Source organism: Desulfallas thermosapovorans DSM 6562 (genome assembly GCF_008124625.1).
Taxonomy (GTDB): Bacteria; Bacillota; Desulfotomaculia; order Desulfotomaculales; family Desulfallaceae; genus Sporotomaculum; species Sporotomaculum thermosapovorans.
Genome location: NZ_VNHM01000006.1, coordinates 46,479 through 66,714 on the forward strand (window position 1 = coordinate 46,479; position 20,236 = coordinate 66,714).

At 47.9% G+C, this 20,236-nt stretch carries 21 protein-coding genes; 4 read left to right on the top strand and 17 right to left on the bottom strand.

Going from position 1 to position 20,236, the window contains the following annotated elements:
• Positions 1 to 57: 57 nt before the first annotated feature.
• The 7 genes from LX24_RS06515 to LX24_RS06545 form a co-directional block, all read right to left on the bottom strand.
• Positions 58 to 1,533: a UDP-N-acetylmuramoyl-L-alanyl-D-glutamate--2,6-diaminopimelate ligase gene (locus LX24_RS06515; protein ID WP_166511340.1), complete on the bottom strand. Its 1,476-nt coding sequence runs from the start codon at positions 1,531 to 1,533 to the stop codon at positions 58 to 60.
• A gap of 171 nt (positions 1,534 to 1,704) precedes the next feature.
• Positions 1,705 to 3,909 (bottom strand): stage V sporulation protein D, encoded by a 2,205-nt coding sequence (locus LX24_RS06520; RefSeq protein WP_166511341.1) that lies wholly within the window; start codon positions 3,907 to 3,909, stop codon positions 1,705 to 1,707.
• A gap of 27 nt (positions 3,910 to 3,936) precedes the next feature.
• A complete protein-coding gene (locus LX24_RS06525) occupies positions 3,937 to 4,470 on the bottom strand; it encodes a cell division protein FtsL (protein ID WP_166511342.1) in 534 nt (177 codons plus the stop codon).
• 3 nt (positions 4,471 to 4,473) lie between these two features.
• Positions 4,474 to 5,451 carry a 16S rRNA (cytosine(1402)-N(4))-methyltransferase RsmH gene (gene rsmH / locus LX24_RS06530; protein WP_166511454.1) on the bottom strand — a complete coding sequence of 326 codons (978 nt, stop codon included), beginning with the start codon at positions 5,449 to 5,451 and terminating at the stop codon, positions 4,474 to 4,476.
• Positions 5,452 to 5,478: 27 nt separating this feature from the next.
• The gene (gene mraZ, locus LX24_RS06535) at positions 5,479 to 5,916 is read right to left on the bottom strand and encodes a division/cell wall cluster transcriptional repressor MraZ (RefSeq protein ID WP_166511343.1); all 438 of its coding nucleotides are present in this window, start codon (positions 5,914 to 5,916) and stop codon (positions 5,479 to 5,481) included.
• Between the two features lie 379 nt (positions 5,917 to 6,295).
• On the bottom strand, positions 6,296 to 7,072 hold the full coding sequence (locus LX24_RS06540; protein ID WP_166511344.1) for a histidinol-phosphatase HisJ family protein: 777 nt from the start codon (positions 7,070 to 7,072) through the stop codon (positions 6,296 to 6,298).
• 17 nt (positions 7,073 to 7,089) lie between these two features.
• Entirely contained in the window at positions 7,090 to 8,181 is a 1,092-nt protein-coding gene (locus tag LX24_RS06545) for a uroporphyrinogen decarboxylase/cobalamine-independent methonine synthase family protein (protein WP_243131646.1), read from the bottom strand.
• A 292-nt stretch (positions 8,182 to 8,473) separates the two neighbouring features.
• On the opposite strand from LX24_RS06545, the gene LX24_RS06550 reads away from it, so the two are divergent.
• Positions 8,474 to 9,988 carry an ATP-binding protein gene (locus tag LX24_RS06550; RefSeq protein ID WP_166511345.1) on the top strand — a complete coding sequence of 505 codons (1,515 nt, stop codon included), beginning with the start codon at positions 8,474 to 8,476 and terminating at the stop codon, positions 9,986 to 9,988.
• A 629-nt stretch (positions 9,989 to 10,617) separates the two neighbouring features.
• Here the strand turns inward: LX24_RS06550 and LX24_RS06555 are convergent.
• On the bottom strand, positions 10,618 to 11,817 hold the full coding sequence (locus LX24_RS06555) for a sulfite exporter TauE/SafE family protein (RefSeq protein ID WP_166511346.1): 1,200 nt from the start codon (positions 11,815 to 11,817) through the stop codon (positions 10,618 to 10,620).
• An 89-nt stretch (positions 11,818 to 11,906) separates the two neighbouring features.
• Positions 11,907 to 12,107, bottom strand: coding sequence for a hypothetical protein (locus LX24_RS06560; protein WP_166511347.1), 201 nt, complete (start codon positions 12,105 to 12,107; stop codon positions 11,907 to 11,909).
• 515 nt (positions 12,108 to 12,622) lie between these two features.
• Here LX24_RS06560 and LX24_RS06565 point away from each other — a divergent pair.
• On the top strand, positions 12,623 to 12,787 hold the full coding sequence (locus LX24_RS06565; RefSeq protein WP_166511348.1) for a hypothetical protein: 165 nt from the start codon (positions 12,623 to 12,625) through the stop codon (positions 12,785 to 12,787).
• Positions 12,788 to 12,887: 100 nt separating this feature from the next.
• Here LX24_RS06565 and LX24_RS06570 read toward each other — a convergent pair whose 3' ends face one another.
• The 3 genes from LX24_RS06570 to LX24_RS06585 all read right to left on the bottom strand — a co-directional run bounded on the left by LX24_RS06570 (position 12,888) and on the right by LX24_RS06585 (position 14,352).
• Positions 12,888 to 13,091 carry a transketolase gene (locus LX24_RS06570; RefSeq protein ID WP_166511349.1) on the bottom strand — a complete coding sequence of 68 codons (204 nt, stop codon included), beginning with the start codon at positions 13,089 to 13,091 and terminating at the stop codon, positions 12,888 to 12,890.
• A 56-nt stretch (positions 13,092 to 13,147) separates the two neighbouring features.
• Positions 13,148 to 13,555, bottom strand: coding sequence for a response regulator (locus LX24_RS06575; protein ID WP_166511350.1), 408 nt, complete (start codon positions 13,553 to 13,555; stop codon positions 13,148 to 13,150).
• Positions 13,556 to 14,157: 602 nt separating this feature from the next.
• Positions 14,158 to 14,352: a transketolase gene (locus LX24_RS06585; protein WP_166511352.1), complete on the bottom strand. Its 195-nt coding sequence runs from the start codon at positions 14,350 to 14,352 to the stop codon at positions 14,158 to 14,160.
• Between the two features lie 545 nt (positions 14,353 to 14,897).
• On the opposite strand from LX24_RS06585, the gene LX24_RS06590 reads away from it, so the two are divergent.
• Entirely contained in the window at positions 14,898 to 15,338 is a 441-nt protein-coding gene (locus LX24_RS06590; protein WP_166511353.1) for a hypothetical protein, read from the top strand.
• Between the two features lie 123 nt (positions 15,339 to 15,461).
• Here LX24_RS06590 and LX24_RS06595 read toward each other — a convergent pair whose 3' ends face one another.
• The 4 genes from LX24_RS06595 to LX24_RS06610 all read right to left on the bottom strand — a co-directional run bounded on the left by LX24_RS06595 (position 15,462) and on the right by LX24_RS06610 (position 17,657).
• Positions 15,462 to 15,845, bottom strand: a complete 384-nt coding sequence (locus tag LX24_RS06595) for a hypothetical protein (protein WP_166511354.1) — start codon at positions 15,843 to 15,845, stop codon at positions 15,462 to 15,464.
• Positions 15,846 to 15,965: 120 nt separating this feature from the next.
• On the bottom strand, positions 15,966 to 16,940 hold the full coding sequence (locus LX24_RS06600; RefSeq protein ID WP_166511355.1) for a patatin-like phospholipase family protein: 975 nt from the start codon (positions 16,938 to 16,940) through the stop codon (positions 15,966 to 15,968).
• 62 nt (positions 16,941 to 17,002) lie between these two features.
• Positions 17,003 to 17,152 carry a histidine kinase gene (locus LX24_RS06605; protein ID WP_166511356.1) on the bottom strand — a complete coding sequence of 50 codons (150 nt, stop codon included), beginning with the start codon at positions 17,150 to 17,152 and terminating at the stop codon, positions 17,003 to 17,005.
• 52 nt (positions 17,153 to 17,204) lie between these two features.
• On the bottom strand, positions 17,205 to 17,657 hold the full coding sequence (locus LX24_RS06610) for a Fur family transcriptional regulator (protein ID WP_166511357.1): 453 nt from the start codon (positions 17,655 to 17,657) through the stop codon (positions 17,205 to 17,207).
• A 159-nt stretch (positions 17,658 to 17,816) separates the two neighbouring features.
• On the opposite strand from LX24_RS06610, the gene LX24_RS06615 reads away from it, so the two are divergent.
• On the top strand, positions 17,817 to 18,749 hold the full coding sequence (locus LX24_RS06615; RefSeq protein ID WP_243131647.1) for a Na/Pi cotransporter family protein: 933 nt from the start codon (positions 17,817 to 17,819) through the stop codon (positions 18,747 to 18,749).
• A gap of 208 nt (positions 18,750 to 18,957) precedes the next feature.
• Here the strand turns inward: LX24_RS06615 and LX24_RS06620 are convergent, their stop codons facing one another.
• Entirely contained in the window at positions 18,958 to 20,190 is a 1,233-nt protein-coding gene (locus LX24_RS06620) for a D-alanyl-D-alanine carboxypeptidase family protein (RefSeq protein WP_166511358.1), read from the bottom strand.
• Positions 20,191 to 20,236: the final 46 nt, after the last annotated feature.

A 20,236-nucleotide genomic window follows, 5' to 3' on the forward strand; every position in this document is an offset into this window, starting at 1 on the left:
CATGATGTACTGACATTAGCCGGGGTGATGATTATTATGCATAAAATCCAAATTAATTTAAATTAACCCCAAAGCCCGGCGCGCCTCTTCCCGGTCGTCAAAATGCAGGCGCCGGCTGCCAATAATTTGATAATCCTCGTGCCCTTTACCCGCAATAAGCACCACATCGCCGGGCCCGGCACCGCCAATGGCCCGGCGGATAGCTTCCCGGCGGTCGGGTATTACTGTATAACGGGCACCTTCCACCTGGCGAACGCCCACCAGTATATCCTCAATGATGGCCTCCGGTTCCTCGGTGCGGGGATTATCCGAAGTTACCACGGCCAAATCACTCATCCGGGCAGCGATTTCCCCCATCAGGGGACGCTTGGCCCGGTCCCGGTCCCCACCGCAACCGAACACTGTGATCAAACTGCCGGTGGTAATTTCCCGGGCGGTGGCCAGCACATTTTCCAGCCCGTCGGGGGTATGGGCGTAATCCACCACCACCGCAAAGGGCTGCCCGCAATCCACCAGTTCAAAACGCCCCGGCACTCCGGGCACCTGTTCCAGCGCACGCTTTATGGTGGGCAGGGGTATATTGTCCGCCACCCCCGCTGCCACTGCCGCCAGGGCATTATAAACATTAAACTTGCCGGTTAATTTCAGTTGCAAATCAATTTTATCGACGCCCACCACGGCTTGAAAAGCCACACCCCGGGCCGTTACCTGCACATCCCGGCCCTTGATATCAGCAGCACTGCCCAGCCCGTAAGTAAGCACCGGCACACGGCAGGCTTTAATAATGTACTCCGCCGCCGGGTCATCGGCGTTCACCACGGCACAGCCCGAGCCGGGTTTGTGAATATCTTGCCCAAGCCCGGCAAATAGCAGGCTCTTGGCCGCCAGGTACTGCTGCATGTCACCGTGAAAATCCAGGTGGTCCTGGGTCAGGTTGGTAAACACAGCAATATCAAAGGCACATTCCTCCACCCGGGATAGCACCAGGGCGTGGGAACTGACCTCCATGGCCACCGCCTGCACCCCCGCATCGACCATTTTCGCCAGCAAACTCTGCAAATCGGCAGACTCGGGGGTGGTATGGGCCACAGGCAGTACCCGGTCCCCAACACGGTTATGTATAGTGCCGATCAATCCTGTTTTCAGGCCATGTTCCCGGTGGATGGCATTAATTAAATTCGTAGTGGTGGTCTTGCCGTTGGTGCCTGTCACCCCAACCATTTTCATTTTCCGGGCCGGGTAATCATAAAAACGGGCCGCCACCTGGGCTAAACTTTTTCGGGTGTCCGCTGCAAGCGCCCGCGAGACACCTTCCGGCACAGGCACCGCTTCCTGCAGTACCACGGCGCAGGCACCCCGTTCCACGGCGGCGGGTACATACAGGTGGCCGTCTGTTTTATATCCTTTGATGGCCACAAACACAAAATCCCGTTCCACCTGCCTGGAATCGTAGGCAATACCCCGTACCGGCCGGTCCGAAGCCAACACTACTTCCAAAAACGGTAGACCCGCCCACAGGTTTGATAATAACACCCGCAGCCCCCCTTAGTTTACTATTGATTATTTCCAATATTAGAATAATTATCCTAAATAACCCGAAAAACACTTCCGCCGGGACGGTTTTAAACCGCCCGGCGGCATTTTACCCTAAAAGGTAAACGTACATATTCCCCGTCCCCCGACAACCATAGCATGTTTTCAGGTTTACCTTTCATAGGGATTGATAAGATTGTTTTGCTCTGAAGCTCCATTGGATGTCCCTGAGGATTTTTCACCCGCACCCTCCTTTTGTCCAGGCGGTGCAAATTTAACTTTTATCACGGTTCCACCGGTTACCCGGGTGCCGGGCTTGGCGCTTTGAGCAACGGCTACACCACTGCCTTCGGGTACCAAACGCAACCCGATGGCTTCCAATAAATTACCCGCTTCCTTGATGGTCATACCCTGCAAGCTGGGCACGGTAATTAATTCGCCGTTTTTGCCGCTTTGCTTGGCAGGCTGCAGCTTCAATATCACACTGGTACCGCCTTTTACCCGGGCCCCGGCACCAGGCGTTTGCTGGTGGACAATATCACCCTCCCCGCTGGTCTGATACTGCAACCCCGCGGCTTTAAGCAGCTTAATGGCTTCACCGGTGGCATAGTTAACTACATTGGGCACCGTTACATCAGGTACGGTGACATCAGTTTCCCAGGGCTGTTTGGGTTTTTTCTGCCCGGGTATTTCGGGCAAACCCATGTAACGCAAAGTATCCCGGGCAATGGCCTGAAACACGGGGGCGGCTACCAAACCACCGTAATACACGCCACCCTGGGGCTCGGCAATAACCACCAACATCACCATTTTGGGGTCGTCGGCGGGTGCCATACCTACAAAGGAGGCTACATAACGGCCACTAACATACCCGCCTCTTTCGCCCACCACCTGGGCCGTACCTGTTTTACCTCCCACCCGGTAGCCTTCTACAAAGGCATTGCTGCCTGTTCCTTCCGCCACCACACTTTCCAGTAAACTCCTTAGCTGGCGGGAGGTTGCCTCGGACACAACCTGGCGCACCTTTTCCGGCTTGATCTCCTCCACGGTTTTTCCGTTATACCGCAGTTCTTTAACCAGTTGCGGTTTCATCAGTATACCGTCATTGGCTACTGCCGCAGCGGCGGTAATCAATTGAATAGGCGTCACGGCAATGGACTGCCCCATGGACATGGTGGCTATATTCAAATTGGTGGCGCTTTTTTGGGGAATGATAATCCCGCTGGCCTCGCCGGGCAGGTTAATACCCATGGGCGATCCGAAACCAAAGGCTTTGATGTATTTGTAAAAATTATCCTTGCCCAGCTCCAGTCCCACTTCTATAAAGCCCGGGTTACAGGAATTCTGCACCACCTGGGCGAAGGTCTGAGTACCGTGGCCGCCGGCCTTCCAGCAGCGTATATTGCGATCAGCCACTTTAATAAATCCCGGGTCATGGAAAGTATCCTCAACGCGCACCGTTCCCTCTTCCAGGGCCGAGGCAGCCGTTATAATTTTAAAGGTAGACCCGGGTTCATAGTTATACCAAATGGCAGGGTTTTTGTCCCAAACCTCCCGTGGTTCCTCGGTCCACCGGTTGGGATTAAAGGTGGGCCGGTTGCCCATGGCTAAAATTCCGCCCGTTTCCGGGTCCATGACAATAACCATGGCCAGCTTGGGATTATACTGGGCCACTACCTTGTCCAGCTCTCTCTCCACAAAATACTGGATCGTTTCATCAATGGTCAATACAAGATCGTACCCCGGCTTGGGAGCTATATACTGGTGCATGGCCTCGGGCACCTGGCGCCCGGCGGCATCATACTCAGTGACAATCCGCCCCGGCTCGCCCCGTAACTGGGCATCATAACTTTTTTCTATACCGATCAGTCCCTGGTTATCCGTGCCGGTGAATCCCAGCACGTGAGGTGCCAGGGTGGGATGCATATAATAGCGCTTGCTTTCCTCTACAAAACCAATGCCCGGCAGTTCCAGGTCCCTGACTTTTTGGGACACTTCATTACTGACTTTACGTTTGACCCACTCGAAGGAAGATTTTTTAGTCAATTTGGCATATAAAGTATCTACATCCATATCCAATATAGGAGCCAGCTTTTCCGCAGTGCCGCCGGGGTCCTTTATATGGCCGGGAGTGGCATAGATGGAATCCACGCTGATACTGGTTACCAGTTCATTACCGTTGCGGTCCATAATGGCACCGCGCTTGGCTTCCACCGGAATATCCCGCATGCGCACCTCCAGCGCTTTTTTTTGCAATTCACCACCATGAACAAACTGCACCCAGGCCAGCCTGCTCATCAATATTACAAATAACCCGCTGGCTATAAGAAACACCCAGGTTAATCTTTTGCGCATCCCCATATTGGTTCCGTACATGCCCCAAGACCTCCAAATTCAGCGCATTTAACCTGTTTGGATACTGGCTTCCAACTTGCCAACCATATCGGCGAAGGTTTTGATCAGCCAGTTTTGCCCCCGCTGCTGTTCTTCCTTGGGATCGTTCAGGGTAACAGTTTCGGCCTGACCGTCCTCAGCATCATTACTGGCAACCGCCTGCTGTTTTACCGGACCTGCCTGTTCCACGATCACAATACGATCATTTTGCGGTTTTACCATACCCAATTCATGCACCGCAATAGCTTCGATGTTTTCCAGGCTGGCCAATTGATTGACCTCTGTATATAAATCGTGACTTTCCACCCGCAACCGGGCCAGCTCTTTTTCCGCCATACTGATCCGGTACCCGGTGATCAACACCTGGGTATAATAAAAGGCAATCACAAGACAGCAGCTAAAACCAAGCAGCACCAAGCCCGTCAAGGCCAGTCGCTCTTTTCGGAGCAACCCGCGCATAGCCGCGCCCTTACGGGGGCGCCTGCTGCGCGAGGGCTTTTCAGGTAAACCATAATACTCCGTCTTTTCTCTGGCTACTATCAAAACTTATTCACCCTCCCGGCTGTTTAGAACAGAGCCTATTTTTTCCACCACCCGTAGCTTGGCACTACGGGCACGGGGATTATTTTCCAACTCATTATTGGACGGGATTACCGGACGTCTGGTTACCAGCTTAATTTGGGGCACCCGGCCGCACGCACAAACCGGCAATTGCGGCGGGCATTTGCACGGGCTGGCCAATTCTTTAAAGGTCTCTTTGGCAATGCGATCCTCCAGTGAATGAAAGGTGATTACACATATCCTTCCACCGGGTTTTAGCCGTTTTACAGCCGAACGAAAGGTGCCGGCTAAAATATCCAGCTCATTATTCACCGCAATGCGCAGCGCCTGAAAGGTGCGCTTGGCGGGATGGGGGCCTTCACGGCGGGCCCGGGCGGGGATGGCGTTTTTAATGATCTCCACCAATTCCCCGGTGGTGGAAATAACGCTCTTTTTTCGATATTCAACAATATAAGCAGCTATTCTGGAAGCCCAGCGTTCTTCCCCGTAGTTTTTAATGATAGCGGTTAATTCCTGTTCGGTTAGTTCATTTACCAAATCCCGTGCTGTAAGCGGTGCGGAGGTATCCATACGCATATCCAGCGGCGCGTCGTGCATATAGCTAAATCCCCGCCGGGGGTTGTCCAATTGATAGGAACTTACCCCCAGGTCAAATAAAAAACCGTCTACAGCCGTAAGCCCCAAATCCGCCAGCACCCGGGGCAGCTCTTTAAAATTTGCCCGTACCAGGGTATATCTACCTTTGAAAGGAGCCAGTCTTGCACCCGCTGCCGCCAGTGCATCGGCATCCTGATCCAATCCCACCAGATGTACACCGGAACCGGTGGATTCCAACAGAGCGCAGGCATGCCCGCCTCCACCCACGGTACAGTCAACAAAAACCCCTTCCGCCTTGGGGTTTAATCCCTCCAGCACTTCACCCACCATGATGGGACGGTGTTTGAAGGTGAACTTGTCTTCCATGTTATGCAAAAGAATCACCCTGGTTTATTATATGCCCAAATCAAAATCCACAATCTTTTCAGCGATTTCTTCCACAGAAGAAGCAGATTCCGTATTATATTTTTCCCAACGTTCTTTGGACCAAACCTCTACCCGGCTGGATACCCCCACCACCACCACTTCCTTTTCCAGCCCGGCATACTCTCTGAGATTGGCGGGTATTAAAACCCGCCCCTGTTTATCTAATTCACACTCGGCGGCACCGGCAAAGAAAAACCTGACGAAGGCCCGGGCATCTGCTCGGGTAAAGGGCAGTGAACGCATCTTTTGTTCCAGAGCGGTCCACTCCTGGAGTGGATACACGAACAAACAGCCGTCCAAACCCTTGGTAACGATGAATTTATCGCCCAGGCCTTCGCGGAGACGGGCAGGGACAATCAGTCTTCCTTTGACATCTATGGTATGTTGGTATTCACCCAAAAACATGCCGGGCACCCCACTGTGTTACAACAAGTAACCACTTCTCCCCACTTTATACCACCATTAACTCATTCTATATCTTTTTAAAATCTCCTTCAATGGTTCCCAGGTCCTGAACAAAAATTTACCGTAAAAAAAAAATAAGTCAGAGCTGTAAGCTTCTGACTCATTTGTTATAACCTATTTTTTAATAGTTGTGGTATTTTATCAAATTCATATCCCGCCACATTAAAGGGACCACTTTGGGCGGCCTGCCTTCCAAGTATCAACAAAAAACAGTGCTAATCGCTATGTTTTTGTAGATATTTGACCGAGTAAAAACTCTAATTATATAAGGAGAATCACCATATTATGACAACTATTTGCTACCAATGGCTTAGTATTACTAAGGCAATAGAACTATATCATACTCATCTTCCTCTAAAAGTCTTAACACAATATCAAATCCATACCCCACCTGCCCCGGTTCATGGGCATCGGAACCCGTGACAAGCGGCACCGCATATTTTCTAAATGCCTTCAGCAGGCCGGGGGCCGGGTACATTTCAGCCACGGGCATCCTCAGCCCGGCGGTATTAATTTCTGCACACACACCGGCCCGGGCAAATGCACGGGCGGTTTTATCGTATATTTCCTTAAGGTCACCCCGGGGTCGAAAACCGAACTTTTTGATTAAATCCGGGTGGGCCAGCACATCGAAAAGCCCGCTCCGGGCGGCTAGCCGCACCAATTCAAAATACCGGAAATACAACCGGTCTATATTTAAATACGTGTATTGGTCCAGATAAGCAGGGTTATCAAACCCCCAACCGTCTATATAATGTACCGAACCCAGCACATAATCAAAAGGGTATTGATTTAAAATCCTTTTTAATTCTGCTTCGTAACCCGGGATATAATCAGCCTCAATGCCCAGCTTTATAGATATGCCGGGATAAGCCGCCTGCAGCTTTTCCACTTCCTCCACATAGCCCGCCAAATCCCCCGGTGACATGGCAATACCAGGCTCCCGGGCCTTTTCATCAAGCCAGTACAAGGGTATGTGATCCGCAAAACCTATTTCCGGCAATCCCAATTCCAGTGCCCTTTCAACATATTCCCACATTTCCCCCCTGGCGTGGCCGCAGCGGGCGGTATGTATATGATAATCCGGCAAGGACATGGCCGTCACCTCACTTTCTAGATACCGGCCGCCATCTCCGTGACTTTTTCCGAAATCCCCCGGGTCAGCACATAAATCCGTTCCGATAGATCGGGTTCCAACAACCCGGTACCGCAGGCCGGGGTGATCAGGCTCTGGCGGAGCAATGTTGCCCGTTCTATGCCGCGCTCACCAAGTTCGGCCCAGAGTTTTTCCAACCTGGCCAGCAGTGTACTGGCGCTCTCATCAAAGGCTTTATCCAGTGTGGGCACAATGCCCCAGGCTAAAACACCGCCCCGTTCCAAATATTTTTTCATTTCCTTAACATAGGGAAACAACGAATCACCATACTGGTAGACATCCAAGTTGACTATCTCCAGGTTTGACTCATACAAAAGCGACCAGTCAACAGCATCGCAGGAGTGCACTCCGGCCAATCCGCCCGCCGCGTGTATGCCGGCAAAAACCGCATTTAAATCGCTTACCACCATTTCCCGGGTTACGGTAATATAACTGCTGCTGCCATATACCCGAACGCCGGGTTCATCAACAAAAATAATGGGCTTTAGACCCGTTTTGGCCAACTCCGCCGCCTGCCAGCGGGCGTGCATGGCCAGCGTTTTAACCAGCACGTCCCGCAGCTGATCCTCGTAATATGCCAGGCGCCCCCGCTCATCCTTTAATTGAAAACCAATGGTCAGCGGCCCGGCCAGGTGACCTTTTAAAAAGCGGGCCGACCGGGTACCCTTGGCCCGAATTTCTTCCATAAAGGCATAAAAACCCGAGGCAGCCGACCGGGGAAAGGCAAACATTTCAAGGGCTTTATCATCCCCAGCCTCGGCGGATAGATAGGTAGTGTAAAACTGAGTAAGCCGTTCGGGCCACCGGGGGTTATCCACCGGAAATACAGTTTTATCCCCTCTTTTTTCTAGCAAACCTATCCTGACCAGGGGGTCAAGAAACTGGTGCACAAAACCCTCATCCCCGCCCCGCCGGGGCAATTGGGGCCAGTGGGGAATAGCAGGCATGTTTTCCCATATTATTTGCAGCGCGGGACCGGCTTCCTTAAATGGCATACTGCCAATACCGGCGGACAATCCCCGGGGTGAAAATTCCACTGTAGTTGCCAATAAAAATCCCTCCAAATAAGAATAAATACACTTGATGATACCTTCCTCCATACAGCTAGCTGTTGCCGCTTTACAACTAATTCATTACCAAAATGAATTATCCTGCAAACGCTATATGCGCCAGTGTTAATTACATTATTTCCGCATGATATTGTGTATTATTTCTCAAACTTTTTTAATAGTGGTTGTCCAGGTGTCTGTTTTTTCTGATTATGATTTGTTAAAATAATAACAAACAATTTAACCTCTTATACCCCAAAATACTAAATTTTTAACAAAGGATGATGCATAGGTGATATCTAAACTTCAATCACTAAAAAACCAGTTGGTTGTCATAGTGTTGATAGCTTTACTATTACCCTCAGCAACAATGCTCTATGATATATACTATGCATCCAAGTCGGACGAGGTATTACTGGCCGAAACCGAAAATAAACTGGAACAGATAACCAACCTGGTGGCAAGCGAGATATATAATCAATTGGATAAAGAGGGAAAAGCATATAATGATGAAGAATTGGTCAGAGTTTTCAAATCGGTGGCGGTACCCCTGACCACCAGCAATTACCCCGGTGTTCGCCTGGGCCTGTATCTAACCGACAGCGCCCAAATAACCATTGAAGGTTACCTGCACGAGTTCGGCGAGCGGCTACCCGAAGAAAAACACCAGCGGGACCGGCGCATATACAATGAGGCCAAAGAAGGCATCGCTGCTGTACAGGCCAGTGGCACCCCCATTACCCGGCTGGGCAACACCTGGGATGATCAATTCCTGGAACATCTTGTTCCCATCAAAACAAACGACCAAATGGTAGCCGTTTTGTGGGCCGAAGAGAGGATGCACCCGATTTTTGCCAAGAGCAAACACGTACGTTTAGCGGTGCGTTACGTTGTATTTACTGTTTTCGGCCTGGGTGTCTGCTTTACCTTACTAACCCTAAGCAATATGATGAACCGTGTACGCTTAATTAAAGACGGCCTGCTGCAACTACAAAAAAACTTAAATAATAAGCTGCCCGAATTACCGGGAGAAATGGGCCAGATCACCAGGGCCATCAATAAAATGGCCTGCGGGCTCATTGAAAAGGAACAGGTGATTGAGCATTACAAACGCCAGGAAGACCTCCTGGCCATGGGACGCCTGACCACTGAAATTGCCCATGAATTGCGGGCACCGGTTAGTATCATCCAGGCTACTGCCGAGGCCATGGAAGTAAGCGCCAAAGATGCGTCGGAGATGAAAGACTTTATTGACAGAATAGGGCAGCAGGTGGACCGGCACAATAAGCTGATTAATGAATTGCTTGAATTCGGACGTCCCAATCCCGGGGTGGTGGAGGTATTTGATTTAAACGTACTGATTAACGATGTATTATCATATGTCAAACCACTGATTGAGAAAAATAATATCTTACTTGATTGTAAAAATACCGTTACGGGGCCGCTTCTTTTGGACGGTAATGCGGATAAGCTAAAACAGGTGTTTATCAATTTAATTGTCAACGCCATTGAGGCCATGGATAATGAAGGAAAGTTAACCATTGGAATTCAAACCGAAGGGGATATGGCCGTGATAACCATCCAGGATACGGGTAAGGGCATACCTCAGGAAGACCTGGAAAACATATTTGAACCCTTTTATACCAGGAAGGCCAAGGGTAACGGACTGGGCCTGGCCATTAGTAAACGAATCATTCAAATACATGGGGGCTCAATTAAAGTGGAAAGCAAGGCGGACAGCGGAAGCATATTTACAGTACGCCTGCCGGTACAAAATAGACACACCTCCCCGGTAGACAATAACTAATTACACAGATGTTCTTCCGGCTTCAAAAGAATATGTGAACAGGTTCTCAAACAGCACAAAAAAAGGCCCCCTCTTCAGGGGGCTTTTGAATGAGGAGAGGAGAGTCTATATTAAAGCCCTGGAGGTCTTGTCCTCCAAACAAGGCTGGGATTATCGGGGTTCCAGTACGCATCACATTCCAGGCAGCAATACTTCCCCAAAGGAGGTATACAACATATAATCATCCCACCAATGAAAGTAAAGGGAATTAATATACGTCCCAGGGGGTAAATATAGCCTACCAGGTACAAAATCAACGAAACGCCTATACCCAGGCCCAAACCCGCAGCAAATCTAACAATGCGCCCTGTGGTTGTATCAGTTGAACCGCAAGACGGACAAGGAGGCGTTTCAATTCTAATCAACCGTTTCATGCCAATCCCTCCCTTAACCGAGGAAACAAAGGTTAATACCACTAATCTTTGTGACAAATTTATAATAACGTTAATAAAAAAGTGCACAATATATAATTGGAGATTTATGCATTAATTGATTTCTGTTAAAGGTAACTTTTGGTGGGGGAAAGTCCCGGCGTAAACCTGGACTTTCCCTGTATAACTGTAATTGTCTCTGGAGATTATGTCCAATTATTAAGCTTTAATTTGCGCCTGCTGCTCCGCTTGGCGTTTTTCACGCCTTTCCTTCATAATACCCATCGCCAGCAGGTAGAGAATATAACCGCTAATACCGCACGCCGCCGTCATAATTACCACACAGCCCACCGTGTTGATTGTATTGTATGTCTGGAAGGCCTGCCACCAGTCGGGCCGGTTGGCTACGTTCAGCATATAATGCTGCATTTGCTCCGGGTATTGCAGCATAATCTTGGCCTGGTTTCCGGTAATACCCTGGGCTGCCAGCACCTCCAGCATGCCCTTTTCATATACCTTTGAGTAGTTGGAAGCCACCTGTTTCAGCACCACCGAGGTAAAGGCAAAGAAGCACGCAATGGAGTAAACCAGGCGAATGGTGAGACCATAAACGTACTTGGTGCAAATGGTACCGAACTGGGCGCCCACAGCTGCACCGCACAGCATCAGGGTAGCTGCTGCCAGTTCCACCATCCCCTTGGCGCCGTATGTGAAACCACCGTAAGCCCCCGAGAACATTACCTCGAACAGGTCGGTGCCCACGGCTACCTTGGTGGGAACACCAACCAGGTAGATCAGGGCGGGGACCCGCAGCAGGCCGCCGCCGATACCCAGGATACCAGCTACGAAACCGGTGAAAATGCCCAGGAAAATAAGCGCCCAAACCGAGATGTGCATGCGAGCGGTTTTGCAGTAAATTACCGGCCACACGTTCAGGTTGTTTTGAATCCACCTGGACAACCTGTTACCGACCAGGTCTTTAACTTCTTTACCGGTTTCCTTTTCCATCTTCTTGGCACCGAGATATTCCCTCAGCATAAAGAAGAACATACAGAACAGTAATACCATGTAGATGTATCGAACCACCGGCCCGGCCAGGCCTATGCTGTTCAAGAACATCAGCACCTGGGCGCCCACCTCGACACCCGACATAGTTCCTATCAGCATGGTTAATGCAATAATCACGCTGACGTGGCCGAATCGCCAGTGCCTGAAAGTTGATACAATGGATTTACCGGCAACGTGGGCCATATCGGTACCCACTGCATAAACCATCGGAAATCCGAAAAGGTTCAGGGCCGGTGTTACCAGCCATGCCCCGCCAAGACCGAAGTAACCACCAACAACACCTACGGTAAAACCGATTAAAACGAGCGGCCACCAAGCCATTTCCACACCGCTCATTGGCATGGTCATCATATCTATACCCACCTCCATTTATGGCAAATTATCAACTGATTACAAACTTTCGATTATGATTTTATGACAATTGCTGAAAAAACACCCAACTAGGCTTTTCCCTGCTGCTCATCAATTAAATCTTCATATTCCTTCTTGTATTCGCCGAGATGAATACCCAAAACCCTGAACAATACATCAGCTACCACAGCAAATATCGTCCCGAACACTGCCATGTACAGTGGGACAATAAAGCCTCCTAAAATAGGATTGCTGGCCTGATAGGTATGATACCAGTCAAAAAAACCCATACCTTGTACCTCCTTTCATTTACCGGTTTGCCATTATTGCCATTTATGATAACAATTGATTAGTTCAGGAATTTCAAAGTGGCCATGGTGTACAGCCAATAGCCGACACAACCAATGCAGCTTACTACCATGAATGCCTGGGCCAGAAATTTCATAAACCATCACCTCCCTTACCGGATGTGAACGTTGGCACTTTCACAAGAATAACTTAACCTAATCTCCCCCTTTCGCTTTATCCTGGCCACCCATCATGGTAATGATGGAGGCAAAACTTTTGTGGAAACAAAAATAAGCCGGGCACACCTCACCACTACTTGGTAAGAATACCCAGCTTATCGTTGTCCGATTCAGCCTTTTTATTAAATTCTTATGTTGGGACTATTATACTCCCAGCAAATATCCCAGTCAATAGTTTTTGTAAAATTTATCACAATTTAGTTGTAATTTTTTTATGCACTGGCTATTTTTAAATTGACTAGCCTGTTTTTTCTTTCTAAAATATATCTTGGGGGATTGTGATTAAGGATAACGGGGGGAGTGAGGCTACGTTGTGGGAAGATGATTACATGGAGGAAGAAAAAACCAGCCTGCTGCAGGAAATTGTTGATGTCTTCGGTATTTACGCCATCTCATTTTCATGGATCTATTTCTGCATCCATTATTACGGACCGGTATGGTGATAGCTAACAACAAAAACGAAAAAGAAAAGCACGCTAAACTGCTATTTCCTTTTGCGTGCGTCACACCCCTTCAAGCTACGTTGTGACTATTAACTCCATTTCAACGAATAATTTTGTTCCCGGGGCTTGGAGGGGTGGTATCCTTTTCACCCAACCTCAAAGTTTTAATAGCCTCGTATATTAAAACCGGCTGGCCGTTTTCAACCCTTACCCTTACTTCGCCCCATTCAAGTTGTCTTAAGAAACGGATTAATTGCTTTTCCCGGTTGGTCAGCGGTTTGGAGTTTTCGGTTCTTGAGGGCATAAAATCCCCTCCCGGTTAAGATGAAATTAGGACAAAGCTACAGAACACAATGACTATTAATCATGGTGATTATTCCAGGGTATAGTCTGGTCACTTTCCACAGATTCACCTGATAACAATCGCCGCACCGTTTCTCGTAAATTAGTAGTTTTAAGGGGTTTAGTCAAATAACCGGTGGCACCCCTATCCATCGCCTCCAGGGCTATGGACATGGAACTGTAACCTGTCATGATGAGCACCGGTACATTGGAATCAATTTTACGTATTTGTTCTAAAATTTCCAACCCATTGCTTTCCGCCATCTTAATATCCAACAGTACCAGATCAACCGGGTTACTGCTAAAAATACCCAGCCCCTCATGACCACTGGTGGTTGTCATTACTTCATAACCGTCCTGGGTCAATAGTTTATCCAGCGCCCAGCACATTCCCTCTTCGTCGTCAATGATCAAAATTCTCTTCATTTTACCCCTCCTGCCAGTCATTGTAAATATCACAACGTTGCTATCCAATTGAAGATGCCATCATTTTATATTATCTGTATATATTTGTAAAAAAATAAAGGCCGGATATCCCATGATAAACAAAACATGAAAAACCCGAGCCTATCGTTGTTCGAATCAGCCCTGCCTATTTAAATTAATTACATATTATGATAAATTTTATAATAAGTCAATATAATTGTTCAATCAATCACAATCTTATATGTACAGTCATAGTTTACTGTTAATAACTTATTATATGGACTTGTACATTACCGTCTTCAATTAACCGACGCTTTTGCTGCCAGTGTTCGGTAGTGCAGCACCTGCATCCCCTAACCTTAAGGTTTTAATAGCTTCGTATATTAACACCGGCTGGCCGTTTTCAACCCTTACCCTCACTTGACCCCATTCAAGTTGTCTCAAAAAACGAATTAGTTGCTTTTCACGATTAGTTAACGATTTAGGCTTATTATTTGGGGACATAAAAACTCCTCCCCTGCCATTATTTCTTTATTTAACCTTGAACAATAGCACACAAACACATCATCCACTGCCCGTAAGGCCTTTAAGCATGGTGATTACTAGCCATTGAAAAATGTCATGCGACCCTTTTTCCTGGGTTGCTGTATTTCCACGGGTTGTTCTTCCAACTTAAATGTCCTTATTGCTTCACATATTAATACCGGTTTTCCTTCCTCAACGCGCACATTAACCTCGCCCCAACCGAGGTCCCTAATAAATTTAATCAATTGTTTCTCTGATTTATCTAATGGCACATATCCTCCCCCCAAGTTTAATTGTTCAATCAATCACATAGTAACACCCTTCAAGCGGATGGTCAATATAGCCCTTGCGAAAATATGTCTATAATTAAATAAAAAACCTTATATAAATTATTTTATATTATTTTTTTTACATAACACTTTAAATTTTTTACTTGTACCTATTGACACAAAGGAAAACTGGTGCTAGAATAATGAAAAATATCACAAACGTAGCCGAATCGAACAACGATAGGCTGGCAATAATCATTGTCAGCCTATTTTTTATCCTTATCGCTATCCCCCCCTGCGGTAGGATAACCGACATCATTAAGACATCATTAAGAAGATTTATCTAATGGAAAAAAAACTAAATAAACCCCCAAAGTCAGTTTAACGTTGGCTGAATCGAACAACGATAGGCCGGCACGTTATCCCAGCGTGCCGGCCTTAATTATTTACATCAGGGAGTTTTTGTTGCCGTTAAATTCATACCTTACGGACTTTAATGAAAAACCGCTCAATTTATAATCGATTCTTTATTAAAGGAGGGATTGTATATGTCTAGCATTTCCCACACCTACGAAAACTGTCGGGATATCGCATCTGAAGGTGCTGTTTTAAAATTTATTAAATCAATATCGACATTTTTCAGGCGCAAATCCATATCCAGGGCGGCAAGAATCTATCACGGGGACTACTCTTATCACTCAACACATGACACGGCCTTTTGCAACTTTATGCATATGCAGAGGATAACATTCGTCGAAACGGGTGACTGCTATGTTTATATATTTGACAAGCCCAATTACCAGGGTAGTTATATCATAGCAGGTCCCAAGGAAGTTGTTCCGGTTTGCAAATGCGGATCCATGATAATCAGCCGGAAAAAACTTCCGGTGAGCATAATACAAAACAACGGTAAACCACCAAAGGGATTATGGGAAGTAACAGGGGCCAGTTACCAATATCACTGTGCGATGGGATACAAATATGTTTAACAATCATGAAATAAAAATAACCGGTCAGTTAAACTTTAAGTTTATGGCGACGTAAAAGTTTTTTATGGAAACCACCGTAAAAACTCTTTACGTCTCTATGCTTTTAAAGCAATATATGGGTGGTTAAAACGGGGCCGGCACTTCCTGCATACGCACCAGCTCATTATATTCATTAACGCTGTATCCATTACAAATAAAGTAGTCAAACAAAAAATCCAGCTGTTTTTTGCTCAGGGGTTTTTCATTTGCATAATGCACTTTACCGTTACTGATTTTTGCCCACCCCTTTTTTTCAAGGGTGTACTCACCATTCATACTAAGAGGGAAGCTGTTGAGCAGCTGGTAACCATATTTTTTACAAAGTTTATCGGCATAAATCGAATGGTCCACATAATTACACCGGTAGAAAACTCCTTCTCTTGATAGCCATCCGTCAACTCCCTTTAAGTCACCTTTGTAAGGCTCCAATTTTATTGGCTCAGTATTCCTAAACCAAGCTTCAAACATATTTCACCCCCCCTTACCTTTGTTCAATATTACCATATATAATAACTAATAATTAAAAAAATTAAAAGTTCAATTTTTAATTCTTTTATGATTGGGAAGGTGAATTTTACTTATACCATGTTATTGGTCATATAATTTGCGTTTTATTTCATCCAGAGCTTTAACCGCCGCCAGTTCCCCCCGCTCAATGCTGTACTTGGTGCTGCCAGTATCCCAGGGGTCTACATTAATTACCGGTCTGATCACTACATCTGCATAACTCTCCAATTTTAAATTAATACCCTCTGAAATTACAATTTCAAAACTGTTAAACAAAAGTTTAATTATATTGCTTATTCCGTTCACCCGGCGGCCACTGTAACCCACGTCCACAGCAATAACAAAGTGAGCTCCCATGCGCCGCAGTACATAAGCCGGCACATTTTCCCGAACGCCCCCGTCCACCAGTATACGGTCACCCACCCGCACCGGTTCAAAGATACCCGGTACGGCGGCGCTGGCCTGGGCGGCCAGCGCCACGGGCTTGCCTTTGATGAATACATCCTCGGGCGGCACCACTGTGCGCAAGTTAACGGATTCCTTGCTTGATGTAAGATCCGGATACCCAAGGGCTGTATACTGCTTTGCATTGGCAGCGGGCTCACCTTCCAAAAAAACCACCAGCGTGCCGTCCCGCACGTCTACAGCTGTTATGCCCAGTGGAATTACAGTTTGCCCGAATAACCGGTCTTGCCCCACAAACCTGTTGACAAACTTTTTTATTTTATTGCCCCGCATAAGCCCCAACGGGCTGGTTATTGGATAAGGAATATGCAAGACGCGGGCAATGATACCACCGGTAATTAAAAATAAGTTAAGAAGCACACTACCATAGTCAAAAACATCACGGGGGCGCAGTTTCATGGCTATTTCTTCAATGTGCTCCGGGCTGTGCCCCGAGGCATACAAAGCGGCCACTATGCCGCCGGAACTGGTTCCCACCACCATGTCAATGGGGATTCCGGCATTTTTTAACACCTTGAGGACCCCTATATGGGCCATACCCCGCATTACTCCCCCACCCAGCGCCAATCCCACCAGCGGCCTGGCAGTCATAAAAAACCACCGCCTCGTTTTAAGGTTAATACCATTGTATGAATAGGCGGTGGTAGTGTATGCTATTCTTCTTGCCGCAACCGGTCCAGTTCTTCCTCCAGTTCCTCCAGCCGGTTTACCATGGCCGGCTTAATGGAATGGGCCGGAAACCTTTTTTTCAAGTCCTCGATTTGTTCTTCCAGTTCCCTAATCCTAATTTCCCGTTCAAGCAAAGCTTCACCCTCTTCGGTGCGACTTGTTAGCGTCCGATAGCATTTCTAACGGCTATTTATTCTTTTGCCCCATACAATCCCGGCATTTACCGAATATTTTCAACTCGTGGTCACTGATTGTAAAATCATAGGCACTGGTAACCCGTTCCTCTAAATCTTCTAACAAATCCTCATTCATTTCAATAATTTTGCCACATTCAACACAGATAAGATGGTGGTGCCTGTGCCCATCATTACTCCCCGTGCCAAATTCGTAACGTTTACGACCATCCCCGAAATCCGTACTTCGTATGATGTCAAAATTTGAAAAAAGTTCCAGTGTGCGATAAACCGTAGCTAAGCCCACATCAGGCACCCGTTGTTTCACCAGGTTATACACTTCTTCAGCGCTTAAGTGCCGCTTCTTGTTTTCCAGCAGCACGCAAAGCACATGCTCCCGCTTGGGCGTCATCTTATAATCGTGGGCACGCAGTATCTCCTCCACTTCCCCTATCATCCCGCGCATTAAACCACCACCAAAAATTTCTTTCTATAAACAGTATATAGAACATTACTCTATTCTGTCAATATGAACGTATGTCAATAACATTAGCTATATTTTAGTCATATCCCTTTTCTCGGTCCCATAAACAAGTAATAGTATTTACGGCAAGGGGGGCATGTATTGCTGCTTATTCTTGGTGAATTTACCGCCGGGCTTTTTGTGCTGCTGTGGGGTATGCAAGCCATGAAGGAGGGTCTGGAAAACCTGTCCAGGGAAAAAATCCGCCGGGCAGTGGCGGCTTTTACCGCCACACCATTGAAGGCCGCCGTTACCGGGCTGGTATTTACCATGCTGGTCCAAAGCAGCACCGCCATTTCAGTTATTACCATCGGTTTTGTCAACGCCGGTATCATGAACCTGGCCCAGGCCGTTGGGATATTGCTGGGAGCAAATGTGGGGACTTGTGTAACCGTTCAATTACTGTCCTTTAATTTATTCCGGCTGGCTGCACCTGCCGCCCTGGGAGGGGCTGTATTATGGGCTATTTTCAAAAGTAGGCCGGCCGGGCATTTAGGCCGTTCCCTCTGTGGTTTTGGCCTGGTATTTGCGGGCCTGCAGTTAATGGCCACTGCGCTGGCCCCGCTGCAAAAAGCACCCTGGTTTCTCGAAACGCTACTATCTTTACAGCATAGCCCGGCTATGGCTGTACTGGCCGGGGCGCTGGTATCCGCCCTGCTGCACAGCAGCGCCGCCGCCACCGGCATCGCCATGCTACTATCCGGTTACCAGCTCATAGCACTACCCACAGCAGTGGCCCTGGTGCTGGGCAATAATATCGGCACTTGTATCACCGCTGTGTTGGCCAGTCTGGGGGGCTCCCGGGCAGGACGGCAGGTGGCCGCAGCTCATGTGCTGCTAAATGTGCTGGGCGCATTGCTGTTTTTGCCTCTATTGCACCCTTTTGCAACGCTGGTGTCCTTTACAACCGATACACTGCCCCGCCAGGTGGCCAATGCCCACGCGTTGTTTAACATTATCAGCAGCCTGATTGCCCTACCGCTGGTTTACCAATTCACCGCCCTGGTTCGCATGATAGTGCCCGGTAACAAGTAAAACCCGGGGAACCAGCATTGCCATCTATCATTAATATATACATCTATCATAAAATACAGGTTTTTATTCATCCGGTACAGGGCACCCAGTGAATGTTCATTAAACCAGCCCACTATTAAAGCCCCGGCTTTTCCGGGGCTTTATCGGAATCAGCAGGCGCTGTTTCCATTTATCCGGTTTTACCTTCAACAACCAGCACTAATTTTATTTACCAGCGTCTTATACGCAGCCGGGAACGGCGTTTGCTTCTAAACCATGCCTTTACTATGCACAGTAAAAATAAAGTTGCCAGCCCCGCCCCGGCCCAGAACCACCAATAACTATTAATATCCCGGGAGACAGGGTAAACAGTTACCAGCGGTACCCGGCCCAGTTCCTCACCACTGGCTGTCAGCACCAGTTCACCAAGCTTCTCTCCTTCTTCCAACGGGGCTTGAATATTTCCCACCAGCTCAACCCGGCGGGTAACTTGGGGTTCTTCACCTACCGGAAAATTGTAATAAAAATAACCGGCGGTTTCCAGCACTGCATTTTTAGCCCCGTGCTTTACCTTAGCATCGGTGATCATTTCCCGTGGCTTAACCAGAGCCACCGGTGTAAAATTATCAAAACCATAATCCAGCAGCATTGCTACATCGGACCACAGGTTGGCACCCTGGCTGTTCAGCACCACAGCGATCATTTCCCGCCCTCCCCGCCGGGCGGAGGCCACTATACACTGACCCGCCTCAACGGTGTAGCCGGTTTTTATACCATTAGCACCGCTGTAGCTGTAGTAACCGTTCCCCAACAGTTTATTGTGATTATAAAAGTCTTCCTGAACCGGCCCGTAAATACTCTCCAGTTTTTCCACCTGCGCCAATAATTCCGGGGACATATTTTTTTTACGGTCTGCTTTGTAATTAAGGGTCATCACTATCTCGCGGAAAGTGGTATTTTGCATAGCCTGCCGGCTGATCACCGCCAGATCCATGGCAGTGGTATAGTGATTCTTGTCAGGCATACCATGCGGATTAACAAAGTTGGTACTTTTTGCCCCCAATTCCCGGGCCCGGTCATTCATCATACGGGCAAAATCCTCCACCGACCCACCCACATGCTCTGCGATGGCAATGCCGGCATCGTTGGCGGAACTGAGCATAAGTATGTACAGCAAGTGTTTCATCTGCACCTGCTCACCGGGCTGCAGCCCGATTCGGGAGCCACCTATTTCAGCCGCCCGCCTGCTCACGACAACCAGGTCATCCAAAGAAGACTTTTCCAGGGCCAGCAAGGTGGTCATTATTTTTGTGGTACTGGCCGGGTACATCCTCTGAGTGGCATTTTTTTCATACAATACCTGCCCCGTGTCACTATCCATCACAAGCGCCGCCTTACCCACAGGCTGCGGCTCAGTTTCCGGGGCGGCAAAAGCAGGTAAGGCAGCAATAACTACCAACATAATGAAAACCGGCCAAGCAATAACTTTATTTACCAAGCTATTCTTT